The following is a 26,392-nucleotide window of genomic DNA, read 5'->3' as shown; positions in this document are numbered from 1 at the left end:
GTTTCCCACGGACGAACGGCGGTTTCCCCGCGGATGACCGGCGGCGTCCCACGGACGAGCGGACGGCGGTCAGCCGTCCGCGAGCGCGCGCAGGTAGGTGAGGACGGCGCGCACCCGGCGGTGGCCGGTGTCGGGGGTGGGCATGCCGAGCTTGCCGAAGATGGCGCCGATGTGCTTGTTCACCGAGCTCTCGGCGAGGAAGAGGAGCCGGGCGATGGTCGGGTTGTTGTGGCCCTCGGCCATCAGGGCGAGCACCTCGCGCTCGCGCGGGGTGAGCGCGGCCAGCGGGTCGGGTCCTGGGCGGTGGGCCATCAGCTGGGAGATGACCTGCGGGTCCATCGCGGTGCCGCCCTCGGCGACGCGCCCCAGTGCCTGGAGGAACTCCTCGGCCCGGCCGACCCGATCCTTGAGCAGGTAGCCGACTCCGGTGGCGCTCTCGGCGAGCAGCTCGGCGGCGTAGGCGCGTTCGACGTACTGGGAGAGGATCAGGACGGGCAGCTCGGGCAGTCGGCGGCGGGCCTCGACGGCGGCGCGCAGGCCCTCGTCGCGGAAGTCCGGTGGCAGCCGGACGTCGAGCACGGAGACGTCGGGGCGGTGGTCGAGCAGGGCGGGCAGCAGGTCGTCGCCGTGCTCCACGGTCGCGCACACCTCGTGCCCCTCGCTGCGCAGCAGCAGGACCAGGCCCTCGCGGAGCAGGGCGTTGTCCTCGGCGATCAGGATCCGCACGGGATCTCCACTTCCAGGATGGTCGGGCCCCCGGGCGGGCTGGACAGGCGGGTGGTGCCGTCGAACGCGGCGACCCTGCGGCGCAGGCCCGCCAGCCCGCTGCCGGCGCCCTCGACGGCGCCGCCCCGGCCGTCGTCCTCGACCCGGACGGCGATCGTGGCGGCGGTGATCCGCAGCCGGACCAGGGCGCTGCGGGCGCCGCTGTGCCGGGCGACGTTGGCGAGCGCCTCGGAGGCCACGAAGTAGGCCGCGGCCTCGGCGGCGGCCGGTGCGCGCGGCGGCGGGTCGGCGGAGAACGGGGAAGGAGGGGAAGGAGGGGAAGGAGGGGAAGGAGGGGAAGGAGGGGAAGGAGGGGAAGGAGGGGAAGGAGGGGAAGGAGGGGAAGGAGGGGAAGGAGGGCACGGCAGGGAGGACGGGGCGGGTGGCGAGGGCGGGGTGCCGGGGTGCTCCCCGGTGTCCAGCTCGACCCGGGTGGGCACGGCGCAGCGGTCGGCGAGCGACCGTACGGCCTCGGCCAGGCCCCGGTCGGCGAGCAGTGGCGGGTGGATGCCGCGCACCAGGGCGCGCAGCGACTCCAGGGCCTGCTCGGCGACGAGTTGGGTGGAGTCCACCAACGCGGCCGCCTGCTCGGGGCGTTGGTCGAGCGCGCGGCGGATCATGCCGAGCCGGAGCGAGACCGCCACCAGGTTGGCCTGGGCGCCGTCGTGCAAGTCCCGTTCGATCCGGCGCAGTTCGGCGGCGTGGGTGTCCAGCGCCTCGGACCGGCTGGTGGTCAGCTCCTGGACCCGCCGGGCCAGCGAGGTGCGGGGCCGGGCGACCAGCAGCCGGCGGGAGGTCCGGGCGTGCAGGTCGGCGGCCGGCGGCAGCACGGCCACGGCGACCGCGGCGTAGCCGACCCCGCCGACCGCCGCCAGGAGGGCAACCGGCCAGGAGTCGACGGTCAGCAGGATGACGGCGTCCCGCTCGCCCGGCAGGAGCCGCCACCACACCGGCGCCGTCAGCCAGTTGAACGCATGGCTGCACAGGGTGAGGGCGGCGCCCGACAGGACCGTCCCGGCGGTGGCGTGGGCGAGCAGCCACAGCAGGTCCCGGCGCACGGCCGGATCGCGTACGGACGCGCGGTCGCCGTACGGGGTGCGCGGCCGTTCGCCGCCCAGTCGGCGGCCGACCAGCCGCCGGTGGAACTCGGCGCAGTGGCGCAGCAGTCGCAGGGCTGGTGGGAGGAACGGCAGGCCGAGGCCGACCAGGCAGAGGGCGAGGAGGACGAGCAGCAGGCAGAGTCCGGCCAGGGCGGCCAGGCCGGTGCCGAGGCAGAGCAGGAGGTAGCCGGCGGCGGCGGGGAAGCGACGTACGGCGGACCGGGCGGTGGAGTGGACGGTCGACCGGACCGTGGACGCGTCAACCCTGGGCGCCCGCACGACTGTTCAGTGCCTCCGAGTCTCCGGGTCTCCGAGCCGACTTTCCGATCACCCTAACACCGGCCCCGGAACCGGCCGTCGGCTGCGGCCCGGAACCCGCCTGCTGCGGCCCTTCCCCCGGCGGCGAGGGCGCCTCCACAATGGGGCGGTCGATCACGGACGGAGGGGGCCGACGTGGAGTGGCTGCTGGGGATCGGTGGGGCCCTGCTGCTCGGGGTGCTGACCAACCTGGTGTACGACTTCGCCAAGTACGGCGGCTCGCGGCTCGGTTCCCGGGTACCGGCGCCGCGGGTGCGACGGGCGAGCCTGACGGCCGCGGCCCGGGCGCACGACGTGCGGGCGGACGGGCTGGCGCCGCTGATCACCTGGTCGGCGGCCCGGCCGCTGACTCCGGGCACGCTGGTGACGGCGCACCGCGGGCGGGTCGAGCGCCCGCACGTGCTGGACGCGGTCGGCTGGGCCGACGAGGTGGCGCGGCAGCGGGCGGCCGGAGCCGCGGGCCGGACGGCGTACGTCTCGCGGCTGACGGTCGATCACGGCGAGCACGGCGGTGCGCGGGTCTGCGAGGTGGACATCGCGGAGAGCGACTACGCGGAGTGCATGGCCACCACCCGGCTGGGCCGGGAGGAGCCGGAGGTGGCCCGGCTGCTGCGCGAGGCGCTGGACGAGGGCCTGACGAGCTTCGTGGCGGTCGCGCCGCCCACGATGGTCAGCGCCTGCGTCGCGGTGCGGGACCGGCTGGGCCGGCTGCTGCTGCTCCGCCGCTCGCTGGCGGTCAACACCTTCCCGGCGCAGTGGACGGTCGGGATCAACGAAACGATGAAGTACCGCGACGAGCCGGGCGCCGCCGAGGACTTCTACGGGCTGGTCCGGCGGGCGCTGGAGGAGGAACTGGGACTGCTGCCGGAGGACGTCGGGCCGACCGTGATCACCTGGCTGGGCTGGAGCGAGCCGGCCTCCTGCTACACCCTGGTGGCCACCGTCCGGTCCCGGCTCGAGGCGGCCGAGATCGACCGCCGCCGCGAGGCCTGCCACAGCACCTTCGAGCACGACATGGCCGTCTGGGTGCCGTTCACCCGCCGTACGGTCTCCGAACTGGTCGAGGGCGGCACCTGCCCGGACGGCTCCCGGCGCTGGTCGTACCTCGCGCCGCTGGTGGCCTGGGAGGCCTGGCGGGCGGCGCAGCAGGAGCGGGCGTAGGCACGGAGCGGGCGTGGGCACGGAACGGACGTGGACCGAACGCGGGGAACAGGCGTTCCCGAGAACGACCGTTCCGCCTGCGGAACGGTCGTTCCGCCATGACACGCGCCGTACGGACGGGCCCCGGTCAGCCGACGGCGGTCCGCCAGTCCGCCGGACCACTCGCCGGGAGGTGTCCGGGCAGGCCCGGGGTCCAGCGCTTGGTGCCGTCCGGCAGCACGGCCAGCGCCTCGACGCCGGGTCGGCGGGCGGCCCAGGCGAGGGCACGGTCCGGGCCCATGGCGAAGGCGGCGGTGGCCCAGGCGTCGGTGCGGGCGATGCCGGTGCCGGGGGCGCCGACCAGGGTGAGCGAGAGCAGGCCTTCGGCGGGGCGTCCGGTGTGCGGGTCGAGGATGTGGGCGCCGCGCTCGGCGGTGCCGGAGGTGGCCACGGCCAGGTCGTGGCCGGCCAGGACGGCGGCCAGCAAGCCCGGCTGCCGGGGGTCGGCGATGCCGATCCGCCACGGCCCGCCGGCGGTCTGCACGTCCCCGCCGCCGCTGACGCAGTACTGCCGGGCGCCGGAGGAGCGCAGCAGGGCGGCCGCCTGCTCGACCGCCCAGCCCTTGACCCAGCCGCTGGGGTCGAGCCGGCCTCCCGGCCGCCCGGTGAAGTACCCGTCGGTCTCGGTGGCCACCTCGCGGCAGGCGGCCAGGACGGCGCGGACCTCCGGATCGCATTCCTCCGGGGTGAGTTCACCCCGGTCGAGGCGGCTGATGTCGCTGTCCGGCCGGTACGTCGAGAACACCGCGTCGATCCGGTGCAGCCGCTCGGCGATCCGCTCCAGCACGGCCGGGGTGCCGGGGCCCGGGTCGCGCACGGCGATCGAGAAGACGGTGCCCATCACGGGCTCGGCGTGGCTCAGCACGGGCGCCTCAGCCCTTGGCCCGGTCGAGGGCGCTCTGCAGCGAGCGGACGTAGCCGTCGCTGGTGTAGGTGGCGCCGCTGACCACGTCGATCCGGGCGCTCTGGGCGGCTATCGCCTCCTGGTTGAGGATCGGCAGCGCGGAGCCGTTGATCTCCAGGTCGCGCCGTTCGGCGGTCGGGTACTTGACCACGTCGACGGCGGTGATCCGGCTGCCCGCCAGGGTGACCTGGACCTGCACCGGGCCGTACCGGGTGTTGACGGTGTTGCCGCTGACCTTCCGGGTGGCGCCCGATCCCGAGCCCGATCCCGACCCCGAGGCGGGTGCGGAGGCGGACGAGGAAGGTGAGGACGGTACCGGGGCGGTCGAGGGCTCCGAGACGTCGGACCCGGACCCGGCGGCGGACCCCGAGCCGATCACCGGGGCCGGCCCGGGGGCTTCGTGCGGTTTGAGGGACAGCAGCAGCACCACCCCGGCCGCGGTGGCGGCACCGGTGACGACGGCTCGGCGCATGGAATCAACGCTCCTAGGGTGTCGGGCGAGCCGAACGGGCTCAGAAGGAGAAGCTCTCGTGGTGGATGCGCCGCGGCCGCACCCCCGCCGCCCGCAGCGCGCGGACGGCCTCCTCGGTCAGGGCGTCCGGGCCGCACAGGTAGACCTCGTGCTCGGCGACGTCCGGGACCAGCCGGGCCAGCGCGGCCCCGAGGTCGCCGACCTGCTCGCGCGGGCCGACCAGCTCGTGCACCGTCGCGCCGCGCCGCCGGGCGACGTCGGCCAGCTCCGCCCGGAACAGCACGTCCTGCGGCCGCCGGGCCCGCTGGACCAGCGTCAGCTCGCCCGGCAGGGTCTCGAACAGGGCGCGCAGCGGGGTGATCCCCACCCCGGCGCCGAGCAGCAGCACCCGGCGCTGCCGCAGCCGCCGCCCGGTGAACGCCCCGTACGGGCCCTCGGCGCGCACCCTGGTCCCCGGGCGCAGGGCGGCGACCGCTGCGCTGTGCCCGCCGAGGTCCTTGACCGTGAAGCGCAGGAAGTGCGGGTGCGCCGGCGCGGACAGCGAGTACGGGTTGGCGGCCCAGCGCAGCCCGGGCGCCTGGAACTGGAGCCGGAAGAACTGGCCCGGTTCGGCGCGCAGTTCGTCCAGCCGCCGGCCGCTCAGGAACAGCGACACCACGCCGGGGCCCTCCGGCCGTACTTCGGCGACCGTCAGGCCGTGCCGCCGGTCGAGCAGCCACGGCCGCAGCAGCCGGAACCAGCCGACCAGCGCCGCCGTGCCGAAGTAGAGCGCGTACCAGGCGGCCTGGCCGGGGCCGCCGGCGAGGTCGGCGCCGGTGGCCAGTTGGTGGGAGAAGGCCAGCGCCACCGCGAGGTAGGTCGCCAGGTGCAGGTAGTACCAGGCCTCGTACGGGAGGCGGCGGCGCGCGATCCGGGCGGAGACCGCGCCGGTGCCGAGCAGCAGCAGGGTGCCCAGGGTCGCCTTGATCATTTCGGGGTAGTGGAAGACGAGCTCCACGCCCTCGCCGACCAGGCCGCGCCCGTCGGTCAGCGCGTAGCCCCAGACGACCGTCAGCACGTGCACCGAGACCAGGGCCGTCATCCCTCGCCCGCCGAAGGCGTGCCAGCGCGCCAGCCGGTCCGCACCGACCCCGCGCTCCACCGGCGGCAGCCGCGCCATCAGCAGGAGCAGCACGGGCGCGGCGTAGCCGGCCAGCAGCCCGGTGATCCGGCCCGCGCCGGTCAGCCAGCCGTCCGCGCCGACCACCGCCGGGGTGCCCTTCCACCACAGCGCGAGCACGCCGAGCCCGCCCGCGGCGATCAGACCGAGCGCGGCGCGCGGGTCGAGGGCGAACAGCGGACGCGGCGCCGCCCGGTGGCCCCGGTGGTCGGGGGCCGGCCGGGGCCCGGGCCGCGGCTTCGGCGCGGCGGCAGTGGTCATCGGGAACCTCCTCAGCGCCCGGCGGCGGGTGCCGCCGAGGCCGACCACGATCGCACCGCAAGCTCTGAGTAGGCTCTGAACCGGGCCGCCCGCGGCGCCCGCCCGCGTGGGCATCTGAGCAGGTCAGAGCAGGCGCGAAGGCTGCCGGGCCGATGCGGAGGTCTCACCGGTTTCTCATCGGGACCGGCCAGGATGAACCATGCGCAGCACCGACCCGAGGAGCCCTGTGGACCCGAGGAGCCCTGTGGACCCGAGGAGCCCCGTGGACGAGACCGTCGACCGCCCCGACTGGCGGGTCCTGGTCGTCGACGACGAACCGGACCTGGTGGAGGTGGTCAGCGGCGCCGTCCGCTACGAGGGCTGGCAGGCGCGCGGCGCGACCACCGGCCTGGCCGCCGTCGAGGCCGCCGCCGCCTGGCGGCCGCACGCCGTGGTGCTCGACGTGATGCTGCCCGACCTCGACGGCCTGGAGGTGCTGCGCCGCATCCACGCCGAGCAGCCCGAGGTGCGGGTGCTCTTCCTCACCGCCCGGGACGCCGTCGAGGAGCGGATCGCCGGCATCGCGGCCGGCGGCGACGACTACGTGACCAAGCCGTTCAGCCTGGCCGAGGTGGTGGTCCGGCTGCGCGGCCTGCTGCGCCGGGCCGCCCCGCCCGCCGCGGCCGGGCAGCCGCCGCCGCACGCGCTGGTGCTCGGCGACCTCGTCCTGGACGACCGGGCCCGCGAGGTCACCCGGGGCGGGGAGACGGTCGAACTCAGCCCGACCGAGTACGCGCTGCTCGCCCACCTGATGCGCCATCCGCGGCAGGTGCTCAGCAAGGCGCAGATCCTGGACGCCGTCTGGTCGTACGACTTCGGCGGGCAGGCGCACATCGTCGAGCTGTACATCAGCTACCTGCGCAAGAAGGTGGACGCGGGCCGCAGTCCGATGATCCATACGGTGCGCGGCGCGGGGTACCTGATCAAGGCGGCGACGTGACGACCGTACGGGCCGGTGCCGAACCGGCCCGCGCCGCACGGCCGGCGTCCCGCACCCTGCGTTCCGCGCTGGCGCCCCGCACCCTGCGCGCCCGGCTGATCGCCGGCCTGCTGGTGCTGCTCGTCGCCACCTGCGCCGCCGTCGGCCTCGCCACCACCGCCGCGCTGCGCCACTTCCTGGTCGACCGCCTCGACCAGCAGCTCGCCGAGACCGGCGGCCGCTACGCCGCGAGCCTGGAGCACACCGGCCACGGCGCCGGCCCCGACACCCGGGCCCAGACCCCCGGCACCCTCGGCGTGCGGCTGCTGGACGGGCGGGTCACCGCCGCGGGCGTGGTCGACGGGGACGCCGACGACGTGGACGACCCCGGCGACGAGGACGACCGGGTCACCTTCACCCCCGACCGGCAGCACGCGCTGGCCGCCCTGCCCGTCAACGGCCCGGCCCGCACCCTCGACCTCGGCGGAGCCCTGGGCCACTACCGGGTCCGCGCGGTCGCCGGACGGGACGGCGACGTGCTGGTCAGCGGCCTGCCACTGCGCCCGGCCGAGGAGACCGTCGAGCGGCTGGCCACCCTGGAACTCACCGTCTTCGCGATCTCCGTCGTCGCCGCCGGCGCGGCCGGGGCCGCCTGGGTCGGCTTCTCGCTGCGCCCCCTGCGGCGGGTGGTCGGCATGGCCGAGCGGGTCAGCGCGCTGCCGCTCGCCCGCGGCGAGGTGCTGATCGCCGAACGCGTGCCCGACGACGACCCGCGCACCGAGGTCGGGCGGGTCGGCGCCGCCCTCAACCGGATGCTCGGGCACGTCGGCGACGCGCTGGCCCGCCGCCACGCGGTGGAGGAGCGGCTGCGCGGCTTCGCCGCCGACGCCAGCCACGAGCTGCGCACCCCGGTCGCGGCGGTCCGCGGCCACGCCGAGCTGGCCCTGCGCCACCCCGGGCCGGTGCCGGCGGAGGTGCGGCACTCGCTGGAGCGGATCGACGCCGAGGCGCTGCGGATGGGGGCGATCGTCGAGGACCTGCTGCTGCTCGCCCGGCTGGACGCCGGCCGCCCACTGGCCGAGGAGGAGGTGGACCTGACCCGGATCGCGCTCGACGCGGCGGCCGACGCCCGCGCCGCCGGGCCGGACCACCGCTGGCGGCTCGCCCTGCCCGAGGACCCGGTGCTGGTGTGCGGGGACGGGCACCGGCTGAGCCAGGTGGTGGCCAACCTGCTGGCCAACGCCCGGACCCACACCCCGCCCGGCAGCGAGGTCCGGCTGCGCATCGAACGGTCGGGTGGGCAGGTCGAGTTGAGCGTCACGGACGACGGTCCGGGGATCGCGCCGGAGCTGGCCGAGCGGGTCTTCGAGCGCTTCGTCCGGGGCGACCGGGCCCGCTCCCGCGCCACCGGTTCCACCGGGCTCGGGCTGGCGATCGTCCGGGCCGTGGTCCGGGCGCACGGCGGCACGGTGGAGGTGGCGAGCCGGCCGGGGCACACGGCGTTCACCGTACGGCTGCCGTGACGGCTGCCGCCGCGGGTGCCATCGCTGTCGCCGTCGCCGTGTACGACGGCGGTGACGCCACCGATCCGCCCCCGTCTCGTTGACCAGACGGCGCACGGTGTCGGCGGAGGCGGAGACGGGGGAGCGGGCATGGCGGGGAGCGGGTCGGCGGCGGTGGACCGGTCGCCGGAGCTGGCGGAGTCGTACCGGGTCTGCGAGCGGGAGGTGGCCGGCCACCTGGCCTCGCTGCGGGCGATCAGCGACGCGCTGCCGCCCGAGGTGCGGCCGTACTTCCACGCCCTCAACGCCTTCGCCTCTCGCGCCGACCGGATCGCCGACGACGCGCGGTCGCACCCTGACCACGGCGACGCCCGCGCCGACCGGGCAGCCGCCCAGGCCGCCGAGCGCCGGCGCCGGTTCGCCCGCTGGCGGGCCGACACCCTGGCCGAGCTGGCGGCCGACCACAGTGCGCACCCGCTGCGCCGGGCCTTCGTGGACACCGTGCGGCACTGGGAGCTGGACCGGGCGCTGGTCGAGGAGTTCCTGGACGCCACCGGGGCCGACGGTGCCCGCCCGCCCGCCTTCGAGACCCACCAGGACCAGCGCCGCCACCTGCGCGGCGTCGCGGGGACGATCACCGAGCTGTGGGCCCCGCTGCTGGGGGCGCGGGGCCCGCGGGCGACGGGTGCGCTGTCCGCGCTGGGGGAGGCCTGCCAGCTGGCGGACATCCTGGAGGACCTCCCGCTCGACCTCGCGGCCGGCCGCTGCTACCTGCCGCGGGAGGACCTGCGCCGGCTCGGCCTGGCCACCGCCGACCTCGGCCGGAGCGACCGCCGGAGCGACCGCAGCGGTGACCGCCTCAGCGACCGCCGGGACGACCGGAGAGACGACCACCGGGATGACCGCCGGGCCGCTCTGGACGAGCTGGTCGAGAGCCAACAGGCCCGGCTGCACCGCCTGTTGGAGCAGGCCCTGCCCGCCACCTGGCTCGTCGCCCCCGCCTGCCGCCCGTTCCTGCACACCGTGCTGCTCGGCGCCCAGCTCCAGTACGACGAAGTGACCCTGGTGGGCTCACGCGTCCTGACCGACGGCCTCACCCCGCTGAGCCCCGACGGCAGCACGCCCCGCCGCCGCACCCGGTCCGTGCCCGCCGAGGGCGCGCCCGCCCACGTCGCCGTGATCATGGACGGCAACCGCCGGTGGGCCGAGGCCCGGCGGCTGCCCGCCCGGTACGGCCACCAGGCCGGGCAGCGGGCCGCACTGCGCCTGGTCAACGCGGCGCTGCGGCTGGGCGTCCGCCACCTGAGCCTGTACGCGTTCTCCACCGAGAACTGGGACCGCCCGCCGGAGGAGCTGACCGCCCTGTTCGACTCGCTGGCCGACGGCCTCGCCCGCAGCGCGGAGGGCCTGCACGCGCTCGGCGTGCGGATCCGCTGGTGCGGCCGGCGGGACCGGGTGGACGAGTCGCTGGCCTCCTCGATCGCGCTGGTGGAGAGCCTGACGTCCAACAACGGCACGCTGACCCTGACGGTCTGCGTGGACTACGGCGGACGCGAGGAACTGGCCGCCGCGGCACGGGGCCTGGCCGCCGAGGCGGTGGCCGGCGGGATCCGTCCGGAGGAGATCGGCCCGGCCGACCTCGCCCGGCACCTGTACCTCCCGGACCTCCCGGACGTCGACCTGCTGATCCGCACCTCCGGGGAGCAGCGGATCAGCAACTTCCTGCCCTGGCACCTCGCCTACGCCGAGCTGCTGTTCGACCCCACGCCGTGGCCCGACTACGCCCTCGCCCGGCTGCGCGAGGCCGTCCGCGCCTACGCGGCCCGCGAGCGCCGCTTCGGTGGCGGCGTGCCCGCCCAGTCCCGGAAACCCGCGAAACCCCGGAAACCCCGGAAAGCCCAGGAGCCCGCGGAGCCCCGCGGCGACCGGCCCGCTACGGCTGCTGCTCCTTCACGGCCGGGGGAGGGGTGTACACCCCCTGCGCCGTGACGTACGCCAGCACCGTGTCCACGGTGACCGGGTGCGCGCCGAAGTTCGCGGTGTACGCGTCCACCGCCTCCTGGGTGGGGCGCAGCGGGACCCCGCTGAGCCGGACCTGCATCGGATACCCGGCAGGCACCGGCTGGGCCGTCAGCTTGCCCTCCGCCAGGCCGCAGCGGAAGGCCGAGCGGTGCCCCATCTCCGCGCCGCCGACCTCGCACCGGCCGGAGCCCAGACCGTCCTGGATCGCGCCGGCCAGGTTGACCACCTGATAGTCGCCCTTGGAGGTGCGGACGGAGACCCCGCCGTCCAGCGCCCCGTCGCCGCGCGCCCTGGGCGGGTTCGCGAGGGAAGGGTCGCCCTGGGCCGAGCGGATCGGCAGGTGGACGGCCGGGCCCCGTTCGTCCAGCACCATGCGCGCCGGGGCGACAACGTCCACCATCGCGTGGAAGCGGTCCAGTTGGGCCTGTGCCTCGGCTGTCCAGCGGACCTCCACCCAGCCGTCGGTGAGTGTGCCCAGTTTCCCGGCGCGGTCGGTGCCGCCGTCAACGGCACCGGCCGCCGTCCCGGTGAGCCAGCCCAGTAGCGGGCCGGCCAGTGCCGCGCCCAGCATCGAGCGCCGCGTCGTGCTCATCGTCCCGATCCGTCCTTCCCGGGCCGCCCGGTACGGACCCTGGAACGGATCATCCGTCCACCGACCGTCCCGGAGCGCGGCGCGGAGGGTGAAACCACCCGTGTGGGGGGAGCGGGGAGCGGTCCCGGGTGGTTCGCCCGGGAGCGGGAGCCCCCCGGGACCGCTGCCCGCCGGGTGTCCGCTCCGGCAACCGGGCACCCCGTCCGCGAGCCGTCGGACTGCCCGGTCGGGGCCGTCCGGCGGCCGGTCGGCAGACCGATCCCCACCGTCCGGCAGTCCGATCCTGTCCGCCCGGCGCGCAGCCCGGCAGCCCGATCCTGTCCGCCCGGCACGCCGTCCGGCAAGGGATTCGGTCCTCGCCGAACGGTCTTGCGGCGGTGGCCGTTCCGGGTGACGATCACGACCGTGCTGCGAATCTTCTTCGGCGCGGACGACCTGGACCGGCTCCGGGTGGCGGAGCGCCCCGACATGTCGATGGAACTCTCCCTGAGCGTGCACGCCCTGGTCAGCGGGCAGCGCGATCCGCGCTTCCAGGCCTGGCGCGACGAGCTGCGGGCCGTCTGGAACCCGCGCACCGCGCTGCTCTTCGACCTCTACACCCCCACGGCGATCCCGGAGTTCCTCGCCGTGCGGCGGGACCCGGGCGCTACCGAGAGCGCCACCGCGTCGGTGCCCGAGGCGCCGCTGCGCGACCACCTGCGCTCGGTCGGCGGGGAGCGGCAGTTGAGCGCCTTCGCCCGTGGCGTCGCGGCCGGCGACCACCGGGCCCGCAGGCTGCTGGGCAACGTCACCGCCGACTACCAGACCCGGGCGATCGACCCGTACCGGCGGCAGATCGAGACCATCGTCACCACCGAGCACGGGCGCCGGCGCCGGATCGCCGAGCCGGACCGGGTGCTCGGCTCGCTGCACCCGGCGGTGTCCTGGCGCCGCCCGGTGCTGAGCTTCCCGCTGGCCGGCGGCTGCCGGCACGACGTGCGCCTGGACGGCCGCGGACTGCTGCTCCAGCCCTGCGTGTTCGGCCCCCGCCGGCCCGTCATCGCCCGCTTCGAGGACCCGGCGCAGCAGCCGGTGCTCCTCTACCCCGCCCGGATCGGTGGTCCGCTGCGCGCCGAGCCCCAGCCGACACCCAGCCGCACCCTGACCGCGCTGCTCGGCCAGACCAGGGCCGCCGCCCTGGAGGCCATCGCGACCCACGGGCCCTGCTCCACCAAGGAGCTGGCGGGCCACCTGGACATCTCCACCGCTTCGGCGAGCGAGCACGCCACCGTCCTGGCCGACTCCGGGCTGACCACCAAGGACCGCACCGGCCGCTCCGTCACCCACCGGCCCACCGCCCTCGGCCGCGCCCTGCTGGCCGGCCGGATCCCCGCCCCCGACCCGGAGGACGGCCCGGTCCCCGGGGACGACCCGGCCTGACTCCGCCTCCGCCACGCCCGGGGCCCGCGCTCGCGCAGCGCGGGCCCCGGGGCGTTCACCGGGGCGCTCGGGGCCCGGGCCGCGTTCCGACCCCCCGCCCATCCCTCCCACCCCGACTTGAACGCGTTCAAAGTCGTGCGCCATGATGAGGGAGCGCGAGAACACCCCCGCCGCGGCCTGCGGCGAAGGGCGGTCCCGTGCTGCCAAGTCACGCTCCGAATCCCCGTACCAGACCACGGAGTCGACCGTGCGACACCTGCTGCAACGCCACCCCTTCGCGATGCGCACCCACTTCGCGCACTCGCTCGTCCTCACCTACGCCCTGCCGCCCCACCTGCTCGCCCCGCTGGTGCCGCCCGGCCTCGCCCTCGACACCTACACCGACCCCGACGGCACCGAGCACGGCTTCGTCGCCGCCGCCGTCGTGGACACCCGGGCGCTGCGCCCCGCCGCGCTGCCCGCCCGCCTCGGCCGGGACTTCATCCTGACCGGCTACCGGGTCTTCACCCGCTTCCCGACCCCCGGCGGCCGCACCATGCGCGGTCTGCGCATCCTGCGCTCCGACACCGACAGCCGGATGATGACGCTCGGCGGCAACGCCTTCTCCCGCTACCACTACCGGCACGCCCGGATCGGCACCCGGGTGGTCGACGGCACCCTGGAGTTCAAGGTGCTCAGCGGCGACGGCCGCGCCGACCTGCACGTGCGCGCCGACCTCGGCAGCGCCCCCGCCGCCCTCCCGCCGGGCAGCCCCTTCGCGGACGCCCGCGCCGCGCGCCGCTTCGCCGGACCGCTGCCCTACACCTTCGAGTACGAGCCGCAGACCCGCTCGATGATCGTGGTCAAGGCCACCCGCGCCCACTGGGACCCGGCCCCGGTGGCGGTCGAGGTGCCCCGGCTCACCTTCTTCGACCACGGCCCGCTGGCCGGCAGCCGGCCGGTGCTCGCCAACGCCTTCCACGTCGCCGGCCTCGACTACGGCTGGCACGCCGGAGAGCGCCGCACCCTCACCGGAGCCGCCCGATGACCGCCCCCGCCCCGGCCGGCTCCCGCCCGGACGACCGACGCCCGAACAGTCGACGCCCCAGCAGCCAACGGCCGTACGGCCCCGGCCGGTTCGCCGCCTGCCAGGCCGCCCTCTGCCCGTCCACCGCCGGGCTCGTCGGCCCGCGCCCGTCCGGCGTGCGTGAAGTCGTGCGCTACAACTGGCCGATGTACGCGGCCGGAGCGCTCACCGTCGTCGCAGCCGGCGCGCTGGCCCGCCGGCTGCCCGGCCCCGCCGCCGCCCTCGCCCGGACGGCCGCCGCCACCGCCGCCGGGTACCTCGCCGTCAGCACCCTCGCCACCTGGTGCGTCTACGACCGCTCCGAACTCCACCGCTACGACTGGCTGCCCGCCCTGCTGCCCGACGGCCCCGGTGACCACCTGGTGGTCAGCACCGGCCTGGACGAGGCCAGCCGGCCGATCGCCGAGCGCCACCCCACCGCCCGCAGGCGGGTCGCGGACCTGTACGACCCGGCGCTGACGTCGAGCGGCTCGATCCGCCGCGCCCGCCGTCACGCCCCGCCCACCCCCGGCGGCATCCCGGCCCGCCCGGGCGCCCTGCCCGCCGGAACCGGCGAACTGGACACCGTGTTCGCCGTCTTCGCCGCCCACGAACTGCGCCGGCCCGCCGACCGCACCGCCCTGTTCACCGAGGCCGCCCGCGCCCTGCGCCCCGGCGGCACCCTGCTGCTGGTCGAGCACCTGCGGGACGCGGCCAACACCGCCGTCTACGGCCCCGGCGCCTGGCACTTCCTGCCCCGCGCCACCTGGCTCCGCCACGCCGCCGAGGCGGGCCTGCGCCCGGCCGCCGAACGCCGGATCGCCGGCCTGGTCACCGCCTTCACTTTCCGGAAGCCCACACCGTGCCCGAACTGATCACCCTGGAAGCCCAGTTGCGCCTGGTCGGCGCCGCCCTCGTGACCGTCGGCCTGGTCCACGCGGTGCTGCCCCGCGCCATCGACTGGCCCGCCGACCTGTCCGGCACCACCCTGCTGACCCGCCAGGTCTCCTACGCCCACGTCTTCTTCATCGGCCTCGCCTGCGCCCTGCTCGGCCTGCTCCCGCTCTGCCTGGCCCCCGACCTGCTCGCCGGCGGCCGGCTCGGCGCCGCCCTGCTGGCCGGCCAGACCCTCTTCTGGGGCACCCGCTGGCTCTTCGAGTTCGCCTACTTCTCCCCCCGGTTGTGGCGCGGCGACCGCCTGCGCACCGCCGCCCACCTCGCCCTGTCCGTCCTCTGGACCTGGGTCACGGCCGTCTTCGCCGCCGCCCTCTGGCACGCCCTCTAGGAAACCCGCCCGTCACGCCCCGAGGTAGCGCAGTACCGCCAGCACCCGCCGGTGGCCGTCCACGTCCACCGGCAGGTCCAGCTTGGCGAAGATGTTGCCGATGTGCTTGTTCACCGCCGCGTCGCTGATGAACAGCTCCGCCGCGAGCATGGTGTTGGAACGGCCCTGGGCCATCAGCGCCAGCACCTCCCGTTCGCGGGCGCTGAGCCGCTCCAGCGGGTCGTGCCGCAGCCGGACCAGCTGCTGGACCACCTCCGGGTCCACCACCGTCCCGCCGCCGGCCACCCGTTCCAGTCCGGCCATGAAGTCGGCGACCGCGCCCACCCGCTCCTTCAGCAGGTAGCCGACCGCCCGCCCGCCGTCGGAGTCCAACAGTCGCATCGCGTAGGACTGTTCGACGTACTGGCTGAGCACCACCACCGGCAGTCCCGGGTGCTTCCGGCGCAGCCCGACGGCCGCGCGCAGCCCGTCGTCACGGTTGCCCGGGGGCATCCGGACGTCCGTGACCACGAGGTCCGGTCGCTCCGCGCGCACGGCGGCGACCAGGGCGTCCGCGTCGCCGACGGCGGCGAGGGTGCGGTGCCCGAAACGGTGCAGCAGGCCGATCAGCCCCTCGCGGAGCAGGACGGCGTCCTCGGCGACGATCACCCGAAGCGGCACGGTATCTCCACGTGGAGCAGGGTCGGACCGCCGGCCGGGCTGGACACCCGCATCCGGCCGTCGACGGCGGTGAGACGGTCGGCGAGCCCGGTCAGCCCGCTGCCGCGCGCCGGGTCCGCGCCACCGCGGCCGTCGTCGGCGATCTCCAGCACGAGCAGGTCCGCGTGCTGGTGCCCGGAGACCCGGGCATGGGCGGCGCCGCTGTGGCGGGCGATGTTGGTCATCGCCTCGCTGATCAGGTAGTAGACGCCGGTCTCCAGCTGCCGGGGCAGCCGGCCGGGCAGGTCCAGGTCGACCGTGACCGGGATCGGGAACCGGCCGGCCTGCTCCCGGACGGCGGCGGCCAGCCCGTGGTCGGCCAGCACCGGCGGGTTGAGGCCGCGCACGATCCGGCGCAACTCCTCGTGAGCGGAGCCGAGTTGCTCCTGCGCCAGGGCCAGCTGCGGGCCCAGCGGCGAGCCCGGCGGGACATCCAGCTGCATCAGCCCGAGCGTCATCCCCAGGGAGACCAGCCGCTGCTGCGCGCCGTCGTGCAGGTCCCGCTCGATCCGCTCCCGCTCGGCGTCGAAGGCGTTCACCAGCCGCGCCCGGGAGGCCTTCACCTCCCGCAGCTGCGCTCCCAACTCCGCGTCGCGCGGGGCGAGCAGGGTACGGGCGAGGGCCGCGCGGGCACCTGCCCAGGAGGTCACCGTGTACGGGGAGGCGAGCAGCACGAAGGCCCCGAACACCGACCACGGCCAGGTGGAGCCGTCGAGCGAGGAGAAGCAGAGCGCCGGCACCCCGAAGGAGAAGAACAGCACCAGCAGGTCCAGCCACCACAGCGCGGCCGCCGAGACCAGGGTGAAGCCCAGCTCCCGCCAGGTCACCGGCTCGGTCAGCCGGGTGGCCGCCCAGGCGCGCAGCCCCGGACCGTCCGGCGCCCGGTGCGGGTCCTCGGCCCGGTCCAGGTCCACCAGCCGCAGCCGACGCCGCTCGACGGCCGCGACCGCCACGGCCGACAGCACCACCCCGACCAGCGGCGCCACCCCCACCAGCACCACCAGCAGCACGACCCCCGCCACCAGCCCGGCGGCCAGTACCGCCAGCGCCGCGGCCCCCACCAGCACCCCGCTCGCCAGGTACGCCAGTGAGCGCCACGGCCACGCGGAGGTGAGGAAGCTCAACGGCCGCTGGGCCATCGCCTGCCATGCCGTTCTCGGACGCATGCGGAGAACGATAGTGCGGGGGAGTGCCGGGGCGGGGTAGTGCAGGCACTACCGTGCCGGTAGCGCCTGAACCAGTGCCCCCGGCCTGCGGGTTCGCTGGAATGCTCGGCATGACGAACCATCGGGAACCCACGGCGGACGGCCCCGCCGAGCCGCACGCCGCCGCGGAGCCGCACGGCACCGCGGAGCAACACGGCGTGGTGGAACTGCACGACGTCCGCAAGGTGCACGGCACCGGCGAAGGGGCCGTGACCGCACTCGACGGGGTGACGCTCGGCTTTCCGCGCGGCACCCTGACCGCGATCATGGGGCCGTCCGGCTCCGGGAAGTCCACGCTGCTCCACTGCGCCGCCGGCCTGGACCGGCCCACCGGCGGCCGGGTGCTGCTGGCCGGCCTCGACCTCGGCGCCCAGAGCGAGCGCCGCCGCACCGAACTGCGGCGCGAACGGATCGGCTTCGTGTTCCAGGCGTACAACCTGGTCGAGTCGCTGACCGCCGCCCAGAACGTCGAACTGCCCTCCCGCTTCGCGGGCCGCAGGAAGAGCGGGAAGAGCAGGACCGTCGGCCGCGAGGAGGTGGCCGCCGCGCTGCGCGCCGTCGGCCTGGCCGAGCGCGCCGGGCACCGGCCGAGCCGACTCTCCGGCGGCCAGCAGCAGCGCGTCGTTCTTGCCCGCGCCCTGGTCACCCGCCCCGACGTGCTCTTCGCCGACGAGCCCACCGGTGCGCTGGACACTCGCACCTCGGGCGAAGTCCTCAGCCTGCTGCGGCGGTTGGTGGACGAGCGGGCGCAGACCACGGTCATGGTCACCCACGACCCGACGGCCGCGGCCATCGCCGACACCGTGGTCTTCCTCCAGGACGGCCGGATCGCCGACCGGTTGGACCTCGACGGGGACACCGCCCGCGCCGCCACCGCCGTCGCGGCCCGCATGGCCCGGCTGGAGGCGTGATGCTGGTCCTCGCCAACGTCCGCGAGCGCTGGTCGGGTTACCTCGCCTGCTGGCTCGCCGTGCTGGTCGGCGTCGGGCTGATCGCCGCCACCCTGACCGTGTACGAGTCCGCCCGGCCCGTCGTCCAGCCCCGCCTGGCCGCCGCCACCGCGCTGGTGCTCCCGCCGCAGGCCACAGACCGCGACGGCAGCCCCAAGGACCGCATCCCGTGGAGCGCCGCCGAGGCGGCGGCCCTGACCGACCGGTTGCGCGCGGTGCCCGGCGTGGCGGCCGTCGTGGTGGACCGCGCCTTCTACGCCCAGGCCATCCGGGACGGCAGGCCGGTCCCCGACGAGGGCGCGGCCGAGGCGGGCCACGGCTGGTCCTCGACCCGGCTGGCCCCGTACGGGCTGCGCACCGGTCGCGCCCCGGACACCGCCGACGAGGTGGTGGTCGACGAGTCCCTCGGCGTCCCGGCCGGAGCCCGGTTGACCGTCAACCTCACCGCCGGACGCACCGAGTTCACCGTCGTCGGCACCGGGGACGGCCCCGGCTACTACCTCAGCGACGCCGCCGCCGCGCAGCGCGACCCGGGCGTGCGGACGATCGTCCTGCTCCCCGCCCCCGACACCCCGCCCGCCCACCTGGCCGAGGCCGCCCGCACGGCCGTCGGCGACCGGGCGACCGTGGTCACCGGTGACGGCCGCGCCGCGCTCCAGCCCCGACACGTCGAGCACCGGCGCTTCCTCGGCACCCAGCTGATCGCCGCACTGGCCACCCTCGGTCTGTTCACCACCGGCTTCGTGGTCGCCTCGGTGCTCGTCCTCGCCACCGGCCTGCGGCGGCGCGAACTCGGCCTGCTGCGCGCCCTCGGCGCCACCCCGGGCCGGCTGCGCCGGATGGTCCTCGGCGAGGCCGCGCTGGTCGGCCTGCTGGGCTCGGCGGCCGGGTGCCTCGCCGGCCTCGCGGCAGCCCCGCTGCTGCGGGACGCCCTGCTGCGCCTCGATGTCGCCCCGCCGGGGCTCACCCTCAGGGTGACGGCCTGGCCGCTGCTCACCGCCGCCGCGACCGGCATCGGCGTCAGCGTGCTCGGCGCCTGGGTCGCGAGCCGCCCGGCCGCCCGCGTCGCACCGCTGGAGGCGCTGCACGAGAACCGCACGGGGGAGCGGGGGCCGGGCCGGGGCCGGCTGGTCGGGGGGCTGGCGGTGCTCGGCCTCGGCACCGGCTGCGCGGCGCTCACCGCCACCGCGGCCGCGGACCGGCGGGTCAACCTGGCGATCACCGCCACCATGGTGCTGATCACCGCGGCGGCCCTGCTCGCCCCCGTCCTGGTCGGCCCGGTGGCCCGGGTGGTGACCGCGCCGCTGCGGCGGCTCGGCACGGCAGGCCCGCTGCTGCTGCGGGCCGGACTGACGGCGGGCGCGGGCCGCGCCGCCGCCACGGCGGCACCGGTGATCGCGGCGGTCGGCTTCGCGGTGCTGCTCAGCGGCGCGGTGGAGACGATGCGGGCGGCCTATCCGGCCGGCCAGGCCCTGCGGCTCTCCGGCCAGGCGATCGTCACCAACGACGGCACCCCCGGCCTCACCGACGAGGCGGCCGCCGCCCACCCGGTCGGCAAGGCCGCTCTGCCGACCCGTGCCTTCGTCCGGCGTGCCGACGGGAGGACCGTCGTGATCGACGTCCTCGGCTCCCGCGACCCGGCCTGGAGCCGGCCCGGCGAGGCGGTGCTGGGAGCGTCCACGGCGAGGTGGCTGGGCGTGACGGAGGGCCGGCAGTACCCGGTCCGCTTCGCCGACGGCGCCACCGTCCCGCTGCGCATCGCCCGGATCCTGCCGGACGACCCGGCCCGCGGCGACTTCGTCCTCGCCCGGAGCCTGGTCCGCGGCCACGACCCGGCCGCGCTGGGCGACGACCTGTTCGTCCCGGCGGAGACGGGCCCGGTGGCGGTCGTCCCGGGTACGGCCGTCCACGACGCCGTCCGCTACGCGCTGGACGACTACGACACCGACGCCCGGCTGACCGACAGCCTCGCCGCGATGCTGATCGCCGTGGCTGTCGGCTACAGCGCCATCGCCACCGCGAACAGCACCGCGCTGTCCGCGCACGGCCGCCGCCGCGACCTCGCCGTCCTGCGCTCGACCGGGGGCACCGTCCGCCAACTGGTCCTGCTCGCCGCGGCGGAAGCGGCCCTGGTGACCGTTGTCGCCACGCTGCTGGGCCTGCTGGCCACCCTCCCGCCGCTGGCCGGCCTCGCCTCCGGCCTCTCCCAGAGCACCGGCGCCCCTGTCACCCTCCACCTGGACCCGGGGGCCCTGGCCGCGGTGACCTGCGCCTGCCTGCTGCTGGCGAGCACGACCGGTGCGGTGGTGACGTGGCGGTCGCTGCGCCGGACCTGAGGGCACGGTACGGGGGCGGTCGGCCCTGTCAGGGGCTCGCGGGGTGGGCCGGGGTGCGGCGGGGCTGGGGCGGGAGGGGGAGGGTGAGGGCCTCGCGAGAGGCGGGCGGGAGGGCGAGGGCGGAGGCGGTCTCGGCGGGGAGGGGGCGGAGGCCGAGGAGGGCGGTGGTGAGGCGGGTGGTGGCGCGGTGCCAGTCGGGGATGCGCTGGAGCATGGCGTGGCCGCTGCCGGTGACGGTGTAGCCGCAGACCCGGGCGCCGGCGGCGCGGCTGCGGGCGGCGAAGGCGTGGGTGTCGGCGGGCGCGGTGACGGTGTCGCGGTCGCCGTGCAGCATCAGCACGTCCCGGCCGGCGAGCTGGTCGCACGGGTCCTCGGCCGGGCACCAGGGGGCGAGGGCGATCAGGCCGGTGACGGACGGGTGCCCGCCGGCCTGGAGCGCGGCGCGCCCGCCCATCGAGTGGCCGACCAGCACCGTCGGCACCGGCCCGAGCACCGCGGCCAGTTCGTCGAGCGCGGCGGTGGCGTCCCGCGCGGCGTCGGCCCGTTCGCCGTTCCAGCCGCGGTGGCGGTAGCGGACGGTCCCGACGGCGACGCCGGCGTCGGCGGTCGCCCGGGTGAGCCCGCGCAGGAAGCCGTGCATCCGCACCAGCGGGAGGTTGAGGCGCCCGGGCGGGGCGAAGTTGTGCTCCTCGCCGCCGTGCAGCACCAGGACGGCCGCCCGGGCCGTCTCCGGCCGGACCCGCCAGTGCAGCGCCCGGTGGCCCGCCGCGCGCTCCGTCGTCGTACCGCTCACTGCCGCACCGTCCCGTCCGTCCCGCCCCGTGGCCCGTCCCCCGGTCCGCCACTGTACGCGGGCGGACGGCTGGACGGTTCACCCGAGGGAAGCATCCCGGACACCGGGCGCGAGCGGCCGGAGCGGGCGCCTGCTATCCACGAAGGTGGGGGGCCGGCAGCGCCCGCTCGTGGCGCCGTGTCACCGAGTGGAGGACTCCGTGGCTCAGCAGCTCGCTCTGTCCGTCGACTTCGGGTCGGGCTTCACCGAGGCCTGGTCCAAGATCGCCAAGTTCATCCCGCAGTTCATCGCTTTCCTGGCGATCCTCGCCATCGGCTGGATCGTGGCCAAGGCGATCGCCAAGCTCCTCGACCGGGTGATGCGCAGGCTCGGCTCGGAACGGGTCGCCGAGCGGTCGGGGATGGCCGCCCACCTGTCCCGCTCCAAGTACGACATGACCGGCATCGTCTGCAAGGTCGTCTACTACATCGTCCTGCTGATGGCCCTGCAGCTGGCGTTCGGGGTCTTCGGCCCGAACCCGATCAGCGTGATGATCCACAGCATCGTCGCCTGGCTGCCCAGGGCCATCGTCGCCGTCGTGATCCTGGTGGTCGCGATGGCCATCGCCAACGGCGTGCGCGACATCGTGGGCAGCTCGCTGTCCGGTGCCTCGTACGGCAAGGCGGTCGCCACCACGGTCTGGGCGTTCATCGTCGGCCTCGGTGTGATCGCCGCGCTGGGCCAGGTCGGGATCGCCACGGCGATCACCACCCCGGTGCTGATCGCCGTGCTCGCCACCATCGCCGGCATCCTGGTGGTCGGCCTCGGCGGCGGCCTGATCCTGCCGATGCGCCAGCGCTGGGAGCGGTGGCTGGACGGCGCCGAGCGGGAGACCGCCCGGCTGCGCGGCAGCGCCTACCAGGCCGGCCGCTCCGACGCGCTGTCCAACCAGCCGATCCGGCCGACCACCCAGACCGGCCCGGGCACCCCGCCCGCGCCGGGCATCGAGGGCGACCAGAACCCCGGGTAGTACGGGCTCTCGGGCGGGGCCTGCCGGGGTTCAGACCTCCAGCAAGCCCTGCTCCCGCACCAGCCAGCAGATCGCGGTGAGCCGGAGCACGGCGTAGTCGTGGCCGACCGGCTCCCGCCAGCCGATCTCGGCGAGCGCGTCCACGAAGCCCAGCGCGTAGTCCGACAACTCCTCACGGTCCAGGGGCAGGGGCGCGAGCTCCGGCCCCTGCGCGTACAGCAGCTCCCGCAGCATCGCCACGTGCTGGTCGACCGCCGCGACGAAGCCGGGCTCGAAGGCGAACTCGGCCAGCCGGGGCGTGAAGGCCGTCACGATGCCGGGCAGCGGACAGCCGGCCGGCTCGTCGGGGGAGCGCCGGAAGGAATCGTCGGAGGTGGCGAACATCCGTCCACGGTAGGCGAGCCCCGGAGCGGGAACGGACGGTCGTGACGGTTCCGTGCTGAGACCTTGGCCACCCCGGGCGCAGCCCGCCCCTGCTCCCCGCCCGCGCCCGTCGGGACGGGGCGGATACGTTCCGTGTCCCGCCGGATCCGCTCTGCCGATCACCGGGGGCTCCGTACCAGAATGGCCGGCATGGATCTCCGCGTCTTCACCGAACCCCAGCAGGGTGCGAGCTACGACACCCTCCTCAAGGTCGCCCGCACCGCCGAGGAGCTCGGTGCCTTCAGCGCCTTCTTCCGCTCCGACCACTACCTGAAGATGGGCGACGTCGACGGCCTGCCCGGGCCCACCGACGCCTGGATCACCCTGGCCGGGCTCGCCCGCGACACCAGCACCATCCGCCTGGGCACCCTGATGACCGCCGCCACCTTCCGGTTGCCGGGCGTCACCGCGATCCAGGTCGCCCAGGTGGACGCGATGAGCGGCGGCCGGGTCGAGTTCGGCCTCGGCGCCGGCTGGTACGAGGCCGAGCACACCGCGTACGGCATCCCCTTCCCGAAGGAGAAGTTCGGGCGCCTGGAGGAGCAGCTGGCGATCATCACCGGGCTGTGGCGCACCAAGCTCGGCGACACCTTCGACTTCGCCGGCGAGTACTACACGCTGACCGACTCGCCGGCGCTGCCCAAGCCCGCCCAGGAGCACGTTCCGGTGCTGGTCGGCGGCCACGGGCCCAAGCGGACCCCGGCCCTGGCCGCCCGCTTCGCCGACGAGTTCAACCTGCCGTTCGCCTCGGTGGAGGACACCGCCGCCCAGTTCGGCCGGGTCCGGGCCGCGGTCGAGGAGGCCGGGCGCCCGGCGGGCGACCTCGTCTACTCCGCCGCCCTGGTGGCCTGCGTCGGCCGCGACGACGCCGAGGTCGCCCGCCGGGCCGCGGCGATCGGCCGCGAGGCCGACGAGCTCAGGGAGAACGGCCTGGCCGGCACTCCGGACGAGGTGGTCGAGAAGCTCGGCCGGTACGCGGCCATCGGCTGCGAGCGGGTCTACCTCCAGATCCTCGACCTGGACGACCTCGACCACCTGGAGCTGATCGCCGCCCGGATCGCCCCGCAGCTGGGCTGACCCCCCACCGTCCGGCCCGGACACCGCCCGGCTCGGACCCCCGGCTCGGACCGCCCCGGGCCGGCCGTACCCGCGCCGACCTCCGCCCTTTACTCGTTCTTGGGAATGCGCCATGCTCCTAGGGCCTGTCTCTTGGGTTTTGTCGGATCAGGGCGCGGCGTTGGGGTGCGTGCATCGCAAGGCGGAGGAGGGAGCCACTGCGGAGCATTGGCGACCGACGACAACGCGGCGAGGTGCGTGCCCCGGCGTCGCGGACCCGGCAAGGACCCAAGAGACAGGCCCTTGGAGGGGAACGGCGGGGGGAGACCGGGTGAGCGGGACGAGAACGGTGAGGACGGCGGCGGCGCCGAGGGTGCCGCCGCCGCGCAGCACCGACGAGCGGGTGGTCCTGCCCCCGTCGCACGGCCCGCACGAGCCGCCCGTCCGGCACGAGCTGCGCGGGCCGGGACCGGCGGCCCTGCGCTACCCCGCCGGGGACCTGCTGGTCGTCACCGGTCTGCCCGGCAGCGGCAAGAGCACCCTGATGCGCCGCTGCGTGCGTGCCCCGCTGATCGACTCCCAGCTGGTCCGCGAGGAGTACGCGGCCCGGCTGCCCGCCTGCCTGCCGTACGCGCTCTACCGCCCGCTGGCCCGGCTCGCCCACTACCGGCGGCTGCGCCGGGCCGTGCTGGACGGCGGGCCGCTCGCGGTGCACGACTGCGGCACCCAGCCGTGGGTGCGGGCCTGGCTGGTCCGCGCCGCCGCCCGGCAGGGCCGCCGGGTGCACCTGCTGCTGCTCGACGCCGACCCGGCCGAGGCGCTGGACGGGCAGCGACGACGCGCCCGCGGCGTCTCGCGCTACGCCTTCGCCCGGAACCGGGCCGCCATCGCCCGGCTGCGCCACCTGATCCTGGGGGCGGGACGGCTGCCGGCCAGCTGTGCGTCGGCCGTGGTACTCGACCGGGCCGCCGCGCGCGCCCTGCGGGAGATCGACTTCACCGCGTCGTAGTCTCGGCGAGTCCGCGCCGGGCACCGGCGGGCCGGCCGGAGCAGGCCCCGGGCGCGGCCGGGACTCCGTCAACTCCCCCCGTCAGGAGCGCTGATGCGCCGTACCTCCCGGGTGCGCCCGCGTGCCCCCCGCCTGTTCCCCTGCGCCGCCGCCCTGGTCGTGGCGGCCGGTCTGAGCCAGTTCGCCGCACCGGTCGCGCACCGCGCCGCGGCCGGGGAGTCCGCTGCTCCGGCCGTCGAGTGCGCGGACGACGGCGCCGGTGAGACCGATGCCGGTGCGACCGACGACGGCGTGACCGGCGACGGTGCGACCGGTGCTGGTGCGACCGGTGTCGCCGACCGTCGGCCGGCCGGCAGCCGGGCGGTCCGGGACCCGAACGAGGTGAGCGCCGGAAAGGCCCGGGCGATGCAGGCCGACCTCGACCGGCGGCTCGCCGAACTGGGCACCGGCCGGCTCCGGGTCGGCACCCCGACCACCGTTCCGGTCCACTTCCACGTGATCCACGACGGCGACGCCGGGCGGTTGAGCCAGGCCGCCGTCACCGGCCAGATCGACCACCTCAACGAGAGCTACGGCGGCCAGGGTGAGGGCAACACCGCGAGCCCGTTCCACTTCCAGCTGGTCACCATCGACTGGACCGACAACGCCTCCTGGTACACCGGCATGACCCCGGGCTCGCCGGCCGAGAAGGCGATGAAGACCGCCCTGCGCAAGGGCGACCAGGGCACCCTCAACCTCTACAGCGCCCGGCTCGGCGACTCCCTGCTCGGCTGGTCGACCTTCCCGAACGCGTACCGGACGAACCCGACCGACGACGGCGTGGTGGTCCTCGACGCCTCCCTGCCCGGCGGCGCCGCCACCCACTACGACGAGGGCGACACCGCGACCCACGAGATCGGCCACTGGCTCGGCCTCTTCCACACCTTCCAGAACGGCTGCCGGGCCCCCGGCGACTACGTGGACGACACCCCGCCCGAGCGCACCGCCGCCTCCGGCTGCCCCGAGGGCCGCGACACCTGCTCCGGCCCGGGGCTGGACCCGATCCACAACTTCATGGACTACAGCTACGACTCCTGCATGACCCTGTTCACCCCGGGTCAGGTCCGGCGGATGGCCAACTCCTGGGCTGGCTACCGTCGTTGAGGTCTCAGCAGAAGACGACGGGGTAGCGCGGTGTCCGGCCGCCGGAGGCGCGGAACCCGTACGCCCGGTGCTCCGGGGCGGCGGAGGCCCTCAACCGGACGGCCGGGCGATCTCCCGGCACCCTCCCAGGCGCCGGCGGGCGCCCACACTCGAATTGAATGCGGCGGGCCGCTCGCGGCGTGGCAGATACCGACCGTTTGTCCGATTTGATCTATGTTCGGAGGGTCGGGACCGAGCAGGAGCAACCGAAGGAGCAAGGGCATGAGTGCCAATCCCCGGATCGTCGTCGGCGTGGACGGCTCGCCCGCCTCGGAGCAGGCGCTGAGCTGGGCGATCGACTACGCGCAGGCCGTCGGCGGGACGATCCACGCCATCGCCGCCTGGGAGTACCCGGCCTTCTACGGCTGGGCCGGACAGGGCGTACCGACCGTCGAGACCTTCAACCCCGAGGAGATCGCCGGCAAGACCCTCAGCGACACCATCACCAAGGTGGCCGGTGACGACGCGGGCGTGCGGATCACCGAGAGCGTGACGCCCGGCAGCGCCGCCCGGGTGCTGCTGGAAGCCGCCAAGGGCGCCGCGCTGCTCGTCGTCGGCAGCCGTGGCCTGGGCGGCTTCTCCGGCGTGCTGCTCGGCTCGGTCAGCCGCCACCTCACCGAGCACGCGCCCTGCCCGGTGGTCGTCGTGCGCGAGGCCCACGGCGACGCGGAGCAGTCGGAGTAGGCGGGCGGGGGGCGGTGACCCGCCGGGCCGCCACACGGACCAGA

The 26,392-nt window shown here is 75.9% G+C and carries 25 protein-coding genes; 15 read left to right on the top strand and 10 right to left on the bottom strand.

The window, feature by feature from the left end; translation table 11 throughout:
• Positions 1-69: 69 nt before the first annotated feature.
• Both ACGF13_RS23650 and ACGF13_RS23645 read right to left on the bottom strand, forming a co-directional pair.
• Positions 70-726, bottom strand: coding sequence for a response regulator (locus tag ACGF13_RS23650; protein WP_392878167.1), 657 nt, complete (start codon positions 724-726; stop codon positions 70-72).
• Complete coding sequence (locus ACGF13_RS23645; RefSeq protein ID WP_392878166.1) at positions 714-2,144, bottom strand: sensor histidine kinase; 1,431 nt, start codon at positions 2,142-2,144, stop codon at positions 714-716. Before ACGF13_RS23645 ends, ACGF13_RS23650 begins: the two co-directional genes overlap by 13 nt.
• A 174-nt stretch (positions 2,145-2,318) precedes the next feature.
• On the opposite strand from ACGF13_RS23645, the gene ACGF13_RS23640 reads away from it, so the two are divergent.
• Positions 2,319-3,344 carry a hypothetical protein gene (locus ACGF13_RS23640; RefSeq protein WP_392878164.1) on the top strand — a complete coding sequence of 342 codons (1,026 nt, stop codon included), beginning with the start codon at positions 2,319-2,321 and terminating at the stop codon, positions 3,342-3,344.
• A 127-nt stretch (positions 3,345-3,471) separates the two neighbouring features.
• Here the strand turns inward: ACGF13_RS23640 and ACGF13_RS23635 are convergent, their stop codons facing one another.
• Genes ACGF13_RS23635 through ACGF13_RS23625 form a run of 3 tightly spaced genes read right to left on the bottom strand, consistent with a single transcriptional unit; the run spans position 3,472 to position 6,179 of the window.
• Positions 3,472-4,224 carry an FAD:protein FMN transferase gene (locus ACGF13_RS23635; RefSeq protein ID WP_392878221.1) on the bottom strand — a complete coding sequence of 251 codons (753 nt, stop codon included), beginning with the start codon at positions 4,222-4,224 and terminating at the stop codon, positions 3,472-3,474.
• Positions 4,225-4,255: 31 nt separating this feature from the next.
• Complete coding sequence (locus ACGF13_RS23630; protein WP_392878162.1) at positions 4,256-4,759, bottom strand: FMN-binding protein; 504 nt, start codon at positions 4,757-4,759, stop codon at positions 4,256-4,258.
• A 40-nt stretch (positions 4,760-4,799) separates the two neighbouring features.
• On the bottom strand, positions 4,800-6,179 hold the full coding sequence (locus tag ACGF13_RS23625; RefSeq protein WP_392878160.1) for a ferric reductase-like transmembrane domain-containing protein: 1,380 nt from the start codon (positions 6,177-6,179) through the stop codon (positions 4,800-4,802).
• A gap of 199 nt (positions 6,180-6,378) precedes the next feature.
• On the opposite strand from ACGF13_RS23625, the gene ACGF13_RS23620 reads away from it, so the two are divergent.
• From ACGF13_RS23620 to uppS, 3 genes are all read left to right on the top strand, one after another.
• On the top strand, positions 6,379-7,158 hold the full coding sequence (locus tag ACGF13_RS23620) for a response regulator transcription factor (protein ID WP_392878159.1): 780 nt from the start codon (positions 6,379-6,381) through the stop codon (positions 7,156-7,158).
• Positions 7,159-7,214: 56 nt separating this feature from the next.
• On the top strand, positions 7,215-8,660 hold the full coding sequence (locus tag ACGF13_RS23615; RefSeq protein WP_392878219.1) for a sensor histidine kinase: 1,446 nt from the start codon (positions 7,215-7,217) through the stop codon (positions 8,658-8,660).
• Positions 8,661-8,789: 129 nt separating this feature from the next.
• The gene (gene uppS / locus ACGF13_RS23610; RefSeq protein ID WP_392878158.1) at positions 8,790-10,628 is read left to right on the top strand and encodes a polyprenyl diphosphate synthase; all 1,839 of its coding nucleotides are present in this window, start codon (positions 8,790-8,792) and stop codon (positions 10,626-10,628) included.
• Here uppS and ACGF13_RS23605 read toward each other — a convergent pair.
• The gene (locus ACGF13_RS23605) at positions 10,573-11,253 is read right to left on the bottom strand and encodes a hypothetical protein (RefSeq protein ID WP_392878156.1); all 681 of its coding nucleotides are present in this window, start codon (positions 11,251-11,253) and stop codon (positions 10,573-10,575) included. The genes uppS and ACGF13_RS23605 overlap by 56 nt on opposite strands.
• A gap of 405 nt (positions 11,254-11,658) precedes the next feature.
• Between ACGF13_RS23605 and ACGF13_RS23600 the strand changes: the two genes are divergently transcribed.
• The 4 genes from ACGF13_RS23600 to ACGF13_RS23585 all read left to right on the top strand — a co-directional run bounded on the left by ACGF13_RS23600 (position 11,659) and on the right by ACGF13_RS23585 (position 15,002).
• Entirely contained in the window at positions 11,659-12,672 is a 1,014-nt protein-coding gene (locus ACGF13_RS23600) for an ArsR/SmtB family transcription factor (RefSeq protein WP_392878154.1), read from the top strand.
• A 247-nt stretch (positions 12,673-12,919) separates the two neighbouring features.
• Entirely contained in the window at positions 12,920-13,699 is a 780-nt protein-coding gene (locus ACGF13_RS23595; RefSeq protein ID WP_392878152.1) for a DUF2071 domain-containing protein, read from the top strand.
• Positions 13,696-14,592: a class I SAM-dependent methyltransferase gene (locus ACGF13_RS23590; RefSeq protein WP_392878151.1), complete on the top strand. Its 897-nt coding sequence runs from the start codon at positions 13,696-13,698 to the stop codon at positions 14,590-14,592. Before ACGF13_RS23595 ends, ACGF13_RS23590 begins: the two co-directional genes overlap by 4 nt.
• Positions 14,580-15,002: a hypothetical protein gene (locus ACGF13_RS23585; protein WP_392878149.1), complete on the top strand. Its 423-nt coding sequence runs from the start codon at positions 14,580-14,582 to the stop codon at positions 15,000-15,002. Before ACGF13_RS23590 ends, ACGF13_RS23585 begins: the two co-directional genes overlap by 13 nt.
• Before the next feature lie 12 nt (positions 15,003-15,014).
• Here ACGF13_RS23585 and ACGF13_RS23580 read toward each other — a convergent pair whose 3' ends face one another.
• Both ACGF13_RS23580 and ACGF13_RS23575 read right to left on the bottom strand, forming a co-directional pair.
• Positions 15,015-15,662, bottom strand: coding sequence for a response regulator (locus tag ACGF13_RS23580; protein WP_392878147.1), 648 nt, complete (start codon positions 15,660-15,662; stop codon positions 15,015-15,017).
• Positions 15,647-16,867 (bottom strand): sensor histidine kinase, encoded by a 1,221-nt coding sequence (locus tag ACGF13_RS23575; RefSeq protein WP_392878145.1) that lies wholly within the window; start codon positions 16,865-16,867, stop codon positions 15,647-15,649. Before ACGF13_RS23575 ends, ACGF13_RS23580 begins: the two co-directional genes overlap by 16 nt.
• A gap of 110 nt (positions 16,868-16,977) precedes the next feature.
• Here ACGF13_RS23575 and ACGF13_RS23570 point away from each other — a divergent pair, with 110 nt between their 5' ends.
• The gene (locus ACGF13_RS23570) at positions 16,978-17,817 is read left to right on the top strand and encodes an ABC transporter ATP-binding protein (protein WP_392878144.1); all 840 of its coding nucleotides are present in this window, start codon (positions 16,978-16,980) and stop codon (positions 17,815-17,817) included.
• Entirely contained in the window at positions 17,817-20,192 is a 2,376-nt protein-coding gene (locus ACGF13_RS23565; RefSeq protein WP_392878142.1) for an FtsX-like permease family protein, read from the top strand. The genes ACGF13_RS23570 and ACGF13_RS23565 overlap by 1 nt, the downstream gene beginning before the upstream one ends.
• Positions 20,193-20,220: 28 nt before the next feature.
• On the opposite strand, the gene ACGF13_RS23560 is transcribed toward ACGF13_RS23565, so the two are convergent.
• The gene (locus ACGF13_RS23560) at positions 20,221-20,985 is read right to left on the bottom strand and encodes an alpha/beta hydrolase (RefSeq protein ID WP_392878140.1); all 765 of its coding nucleotides are present in this window, start codon (positions 20,983-20,985) and stop codon (positions 20,221-20,223) included.
• A gap of 199 nt (positions 20,986-21,184) precedes the next feature.
• On the opposite strand from ACGF13_RS23560, the gene ACGF13_RS23555 reads away from it, so the two are divergent.
• On the top strand, positions 21,185-21,994 hold the full coding sequence (locus ACGF13_RS23555) for a hypothetical protein (protein WP_392878138.1): 810 nt from the start codon (positions 21,185-21,187) through the stop codon (positions 21,992-21,994).
• 30 nt (positions 21,995-22,024) lie between these two features.
• Here ACGF13_RS23555 and ACGF13_RS23550 read toward each other — a convergent pair whose 3' ends face one another.
• Positions 22,025-22,378 (bottom strand): DUF6401 family natural product biosynthesis protein, encoded by a 354-nt coding sequence (locus ACGF13_RS23550; protein WP_392878136.1) that lies wholly within the window; start codon positions 22,376-22,378, stop codon positions 22,025-22,027.
• A gap of 189 nt (positions 22,379-22,567) precedes the next feature.
• On the opposite strand from ACGF13_RS23550, the gene ACGF13_RS23545 reads away from it, so the two are divergent.
• The 4 genes from ACGF13_RS23545 (at position 22,568) to ACGF13_RS23530 (ending at position 26,348) form a co-directional block, all read left to right on the top strand.
• On the top strand, positions 22,568-23,494 hold the full coding sequence (locus ACGF13_RS23545; RefSeq protein WP_392878134.1) for an LLM class F420-dependent oxidoreductase: 927 nt from the start codon (positions 22,568-22,570) through the stop codon (positions 23,492-23,494).
• A gap of 310 nt (positions 23,495-23,804) precedes the next feature.
• Positions 23,805-24,482 (top strand): AAA family ATPase, encoded by a 678-nt coding sequence (locus tag ACGF13_RS23540; protein WP_392878132.1) that lies wholly within the window; start codon positions 23,805-23,807, stop codon positions 24,480-24,482.
• Positions 24,483-24,575: 93 nt separating this feature from the next.
• The gene (locus tag ACGF13_RS23535) at positions 24,576-25,625 is read left to right on the top strand and encodes a zinc metalloprotease (RefSeq protein ID WP_392878130.1); all 1,050 of its coding nucleotides are present in this window, start codon (positions 24,576-24,578) and stop codon (positions 25,623-25,625) included.
• Between the two features lie 261 nt (positions 25,626-25,886).
• Positions 25,887-26,348 carry a universal stress protein gene (locus ACGF13_RS23530; protein WP_392878129.1) on the top strand — a complete coding sequence of 154 codons (462 nt, stop codon included), beginning with the start codon at positions 25,887-25,889 and terminating at the stop codon, positions 26,346-26,348.
• Positions 26,349-26,392 lie beyond the last annotated feature (44 nt).

The organism is Kitasatospora sp. NPDC048286 (assembly GCF_043201735.1).
In the GTDB taxonomy this organism is placed as follows: Bacteria; Actinomycetota; Actinomycetes; order Streptomycetales; family Streptomycetaceae; genus Kitasatospora.
The sequence above is the reverse complement of the archived record's forward strand: the minus strand, read 5'-3'. Positions and strand labels throughout refer to the sequence as shown.

What these genes read in the sequence shown, in the direction of transcription:
- ACGF13_RS23635 (WP_392878221.1), bottom strand. Translation starts at nt 4,224, where the DNA reads ATGGGCACCGTCTTCTCGATCGCCGTGCGCGACCCGGGCCCCGGCACC.
- ACGF13_RS23630 (WP_392878162.1), bottom strand. Translation starts at nt 4,759, where the DNA reads ATGCGCCGAGCCGTCGTCACCGGTGCCGCCACCGCGGCCGGGGTGGTG.
- ACGF13_RS23625 (WP_392878160.1), bottom strand. Translation starts at nt 6,179, where the DNA reads ATGACCACTGCCGCCGCGCCGAAGCCGCGGCCCGGGCCCCGGCCGGCC.
- ACGF13_RS23620 (WP_392878159.1), top strand. Translation starts at nt 6,379, where the DNA reads ATGCGCAGCACCGACCCGAGGAGCCCTGTGGACCCGAGGAGCCCTGTG.
- uppS (WP_392878158.1), top strand. Translation starts at nt 8,790, where the DNA reads ATGGCGGGGAGCGGGTCGGCGGCGGTGGACCGGTCGCCGGAGCTGGCG.
- ACGF13_RS23605 (WP_392878156.1), bottom strand. Translation starts at nt 11,253, where the DNA reads ATGAGCACGACGCGGCGCTCGATGCTGGGCGCGGCACTGGCCGGCCCG.
- ACGF13_RS23590 (WP_392878151.1), top strand. Translation starts at nt 13,696, where the DNA reads ATGACCGCCCCCGCCCCGGCCGGCTCCCGCCCGGACGACCGACGCCCG.
- ACGF13_RS23575 (WP_392878145.1), bottom strand. Translation starts at nt 16,867, where the DNA reads ATGCGTCCGAGAACGGCATGGCAGGCGATGGCCCAGCGGCCGTTGAGC.
- ACGF13_RS23570 (WP_392878144.1), top strand. Translation starts at nt 16,978, where the DNA reads ATGACGAACCATCGGGAACCCACGGCGGACGGCCCCGCCGAGCCGCAC.
- ACGF13_RS23565 (WP_392878142.1), top strand. Translation starts at nt 17,817, where the DNA reads ATGCTGGTCCTCGCCAACGTCCGCGAGCGCTGGTCGGGTTACCTCGCC.
- ACGF13_RS23550 (WP_392878136.1), bottom strand. Translation starts at nt 22,378, where the DNA reads ATGTTCGCCACCTCCGACGATTCCTTCCGGCGCTCCCCCGACGAGCCG.
- ACGF13_RS23545 (WP_392878134.1), top strand. Translation starts at nt 22,568, where the DNA reads ATGGATCTCCGCGTCTTCACCGAACCCCAGCAGGGTGCGAGCTACGAC.
- ACGF13_RS23535 (WP_392878130.1), top strand. Translation starts at nt 24,576, where the DNA reads ATGCGCCGTACCTCCCGGGTGCGCCCGCGTGCCCCCCGCCTGTTCCCC.
- ACGF13_RS23530 (WP_392878129.1), top strand. Translation starts at nt 25,887, where the DNA reads ATGAGTGCCAATCCCCGGATCGTCGTCGGCGTGGACGGCTCGCCCGCC.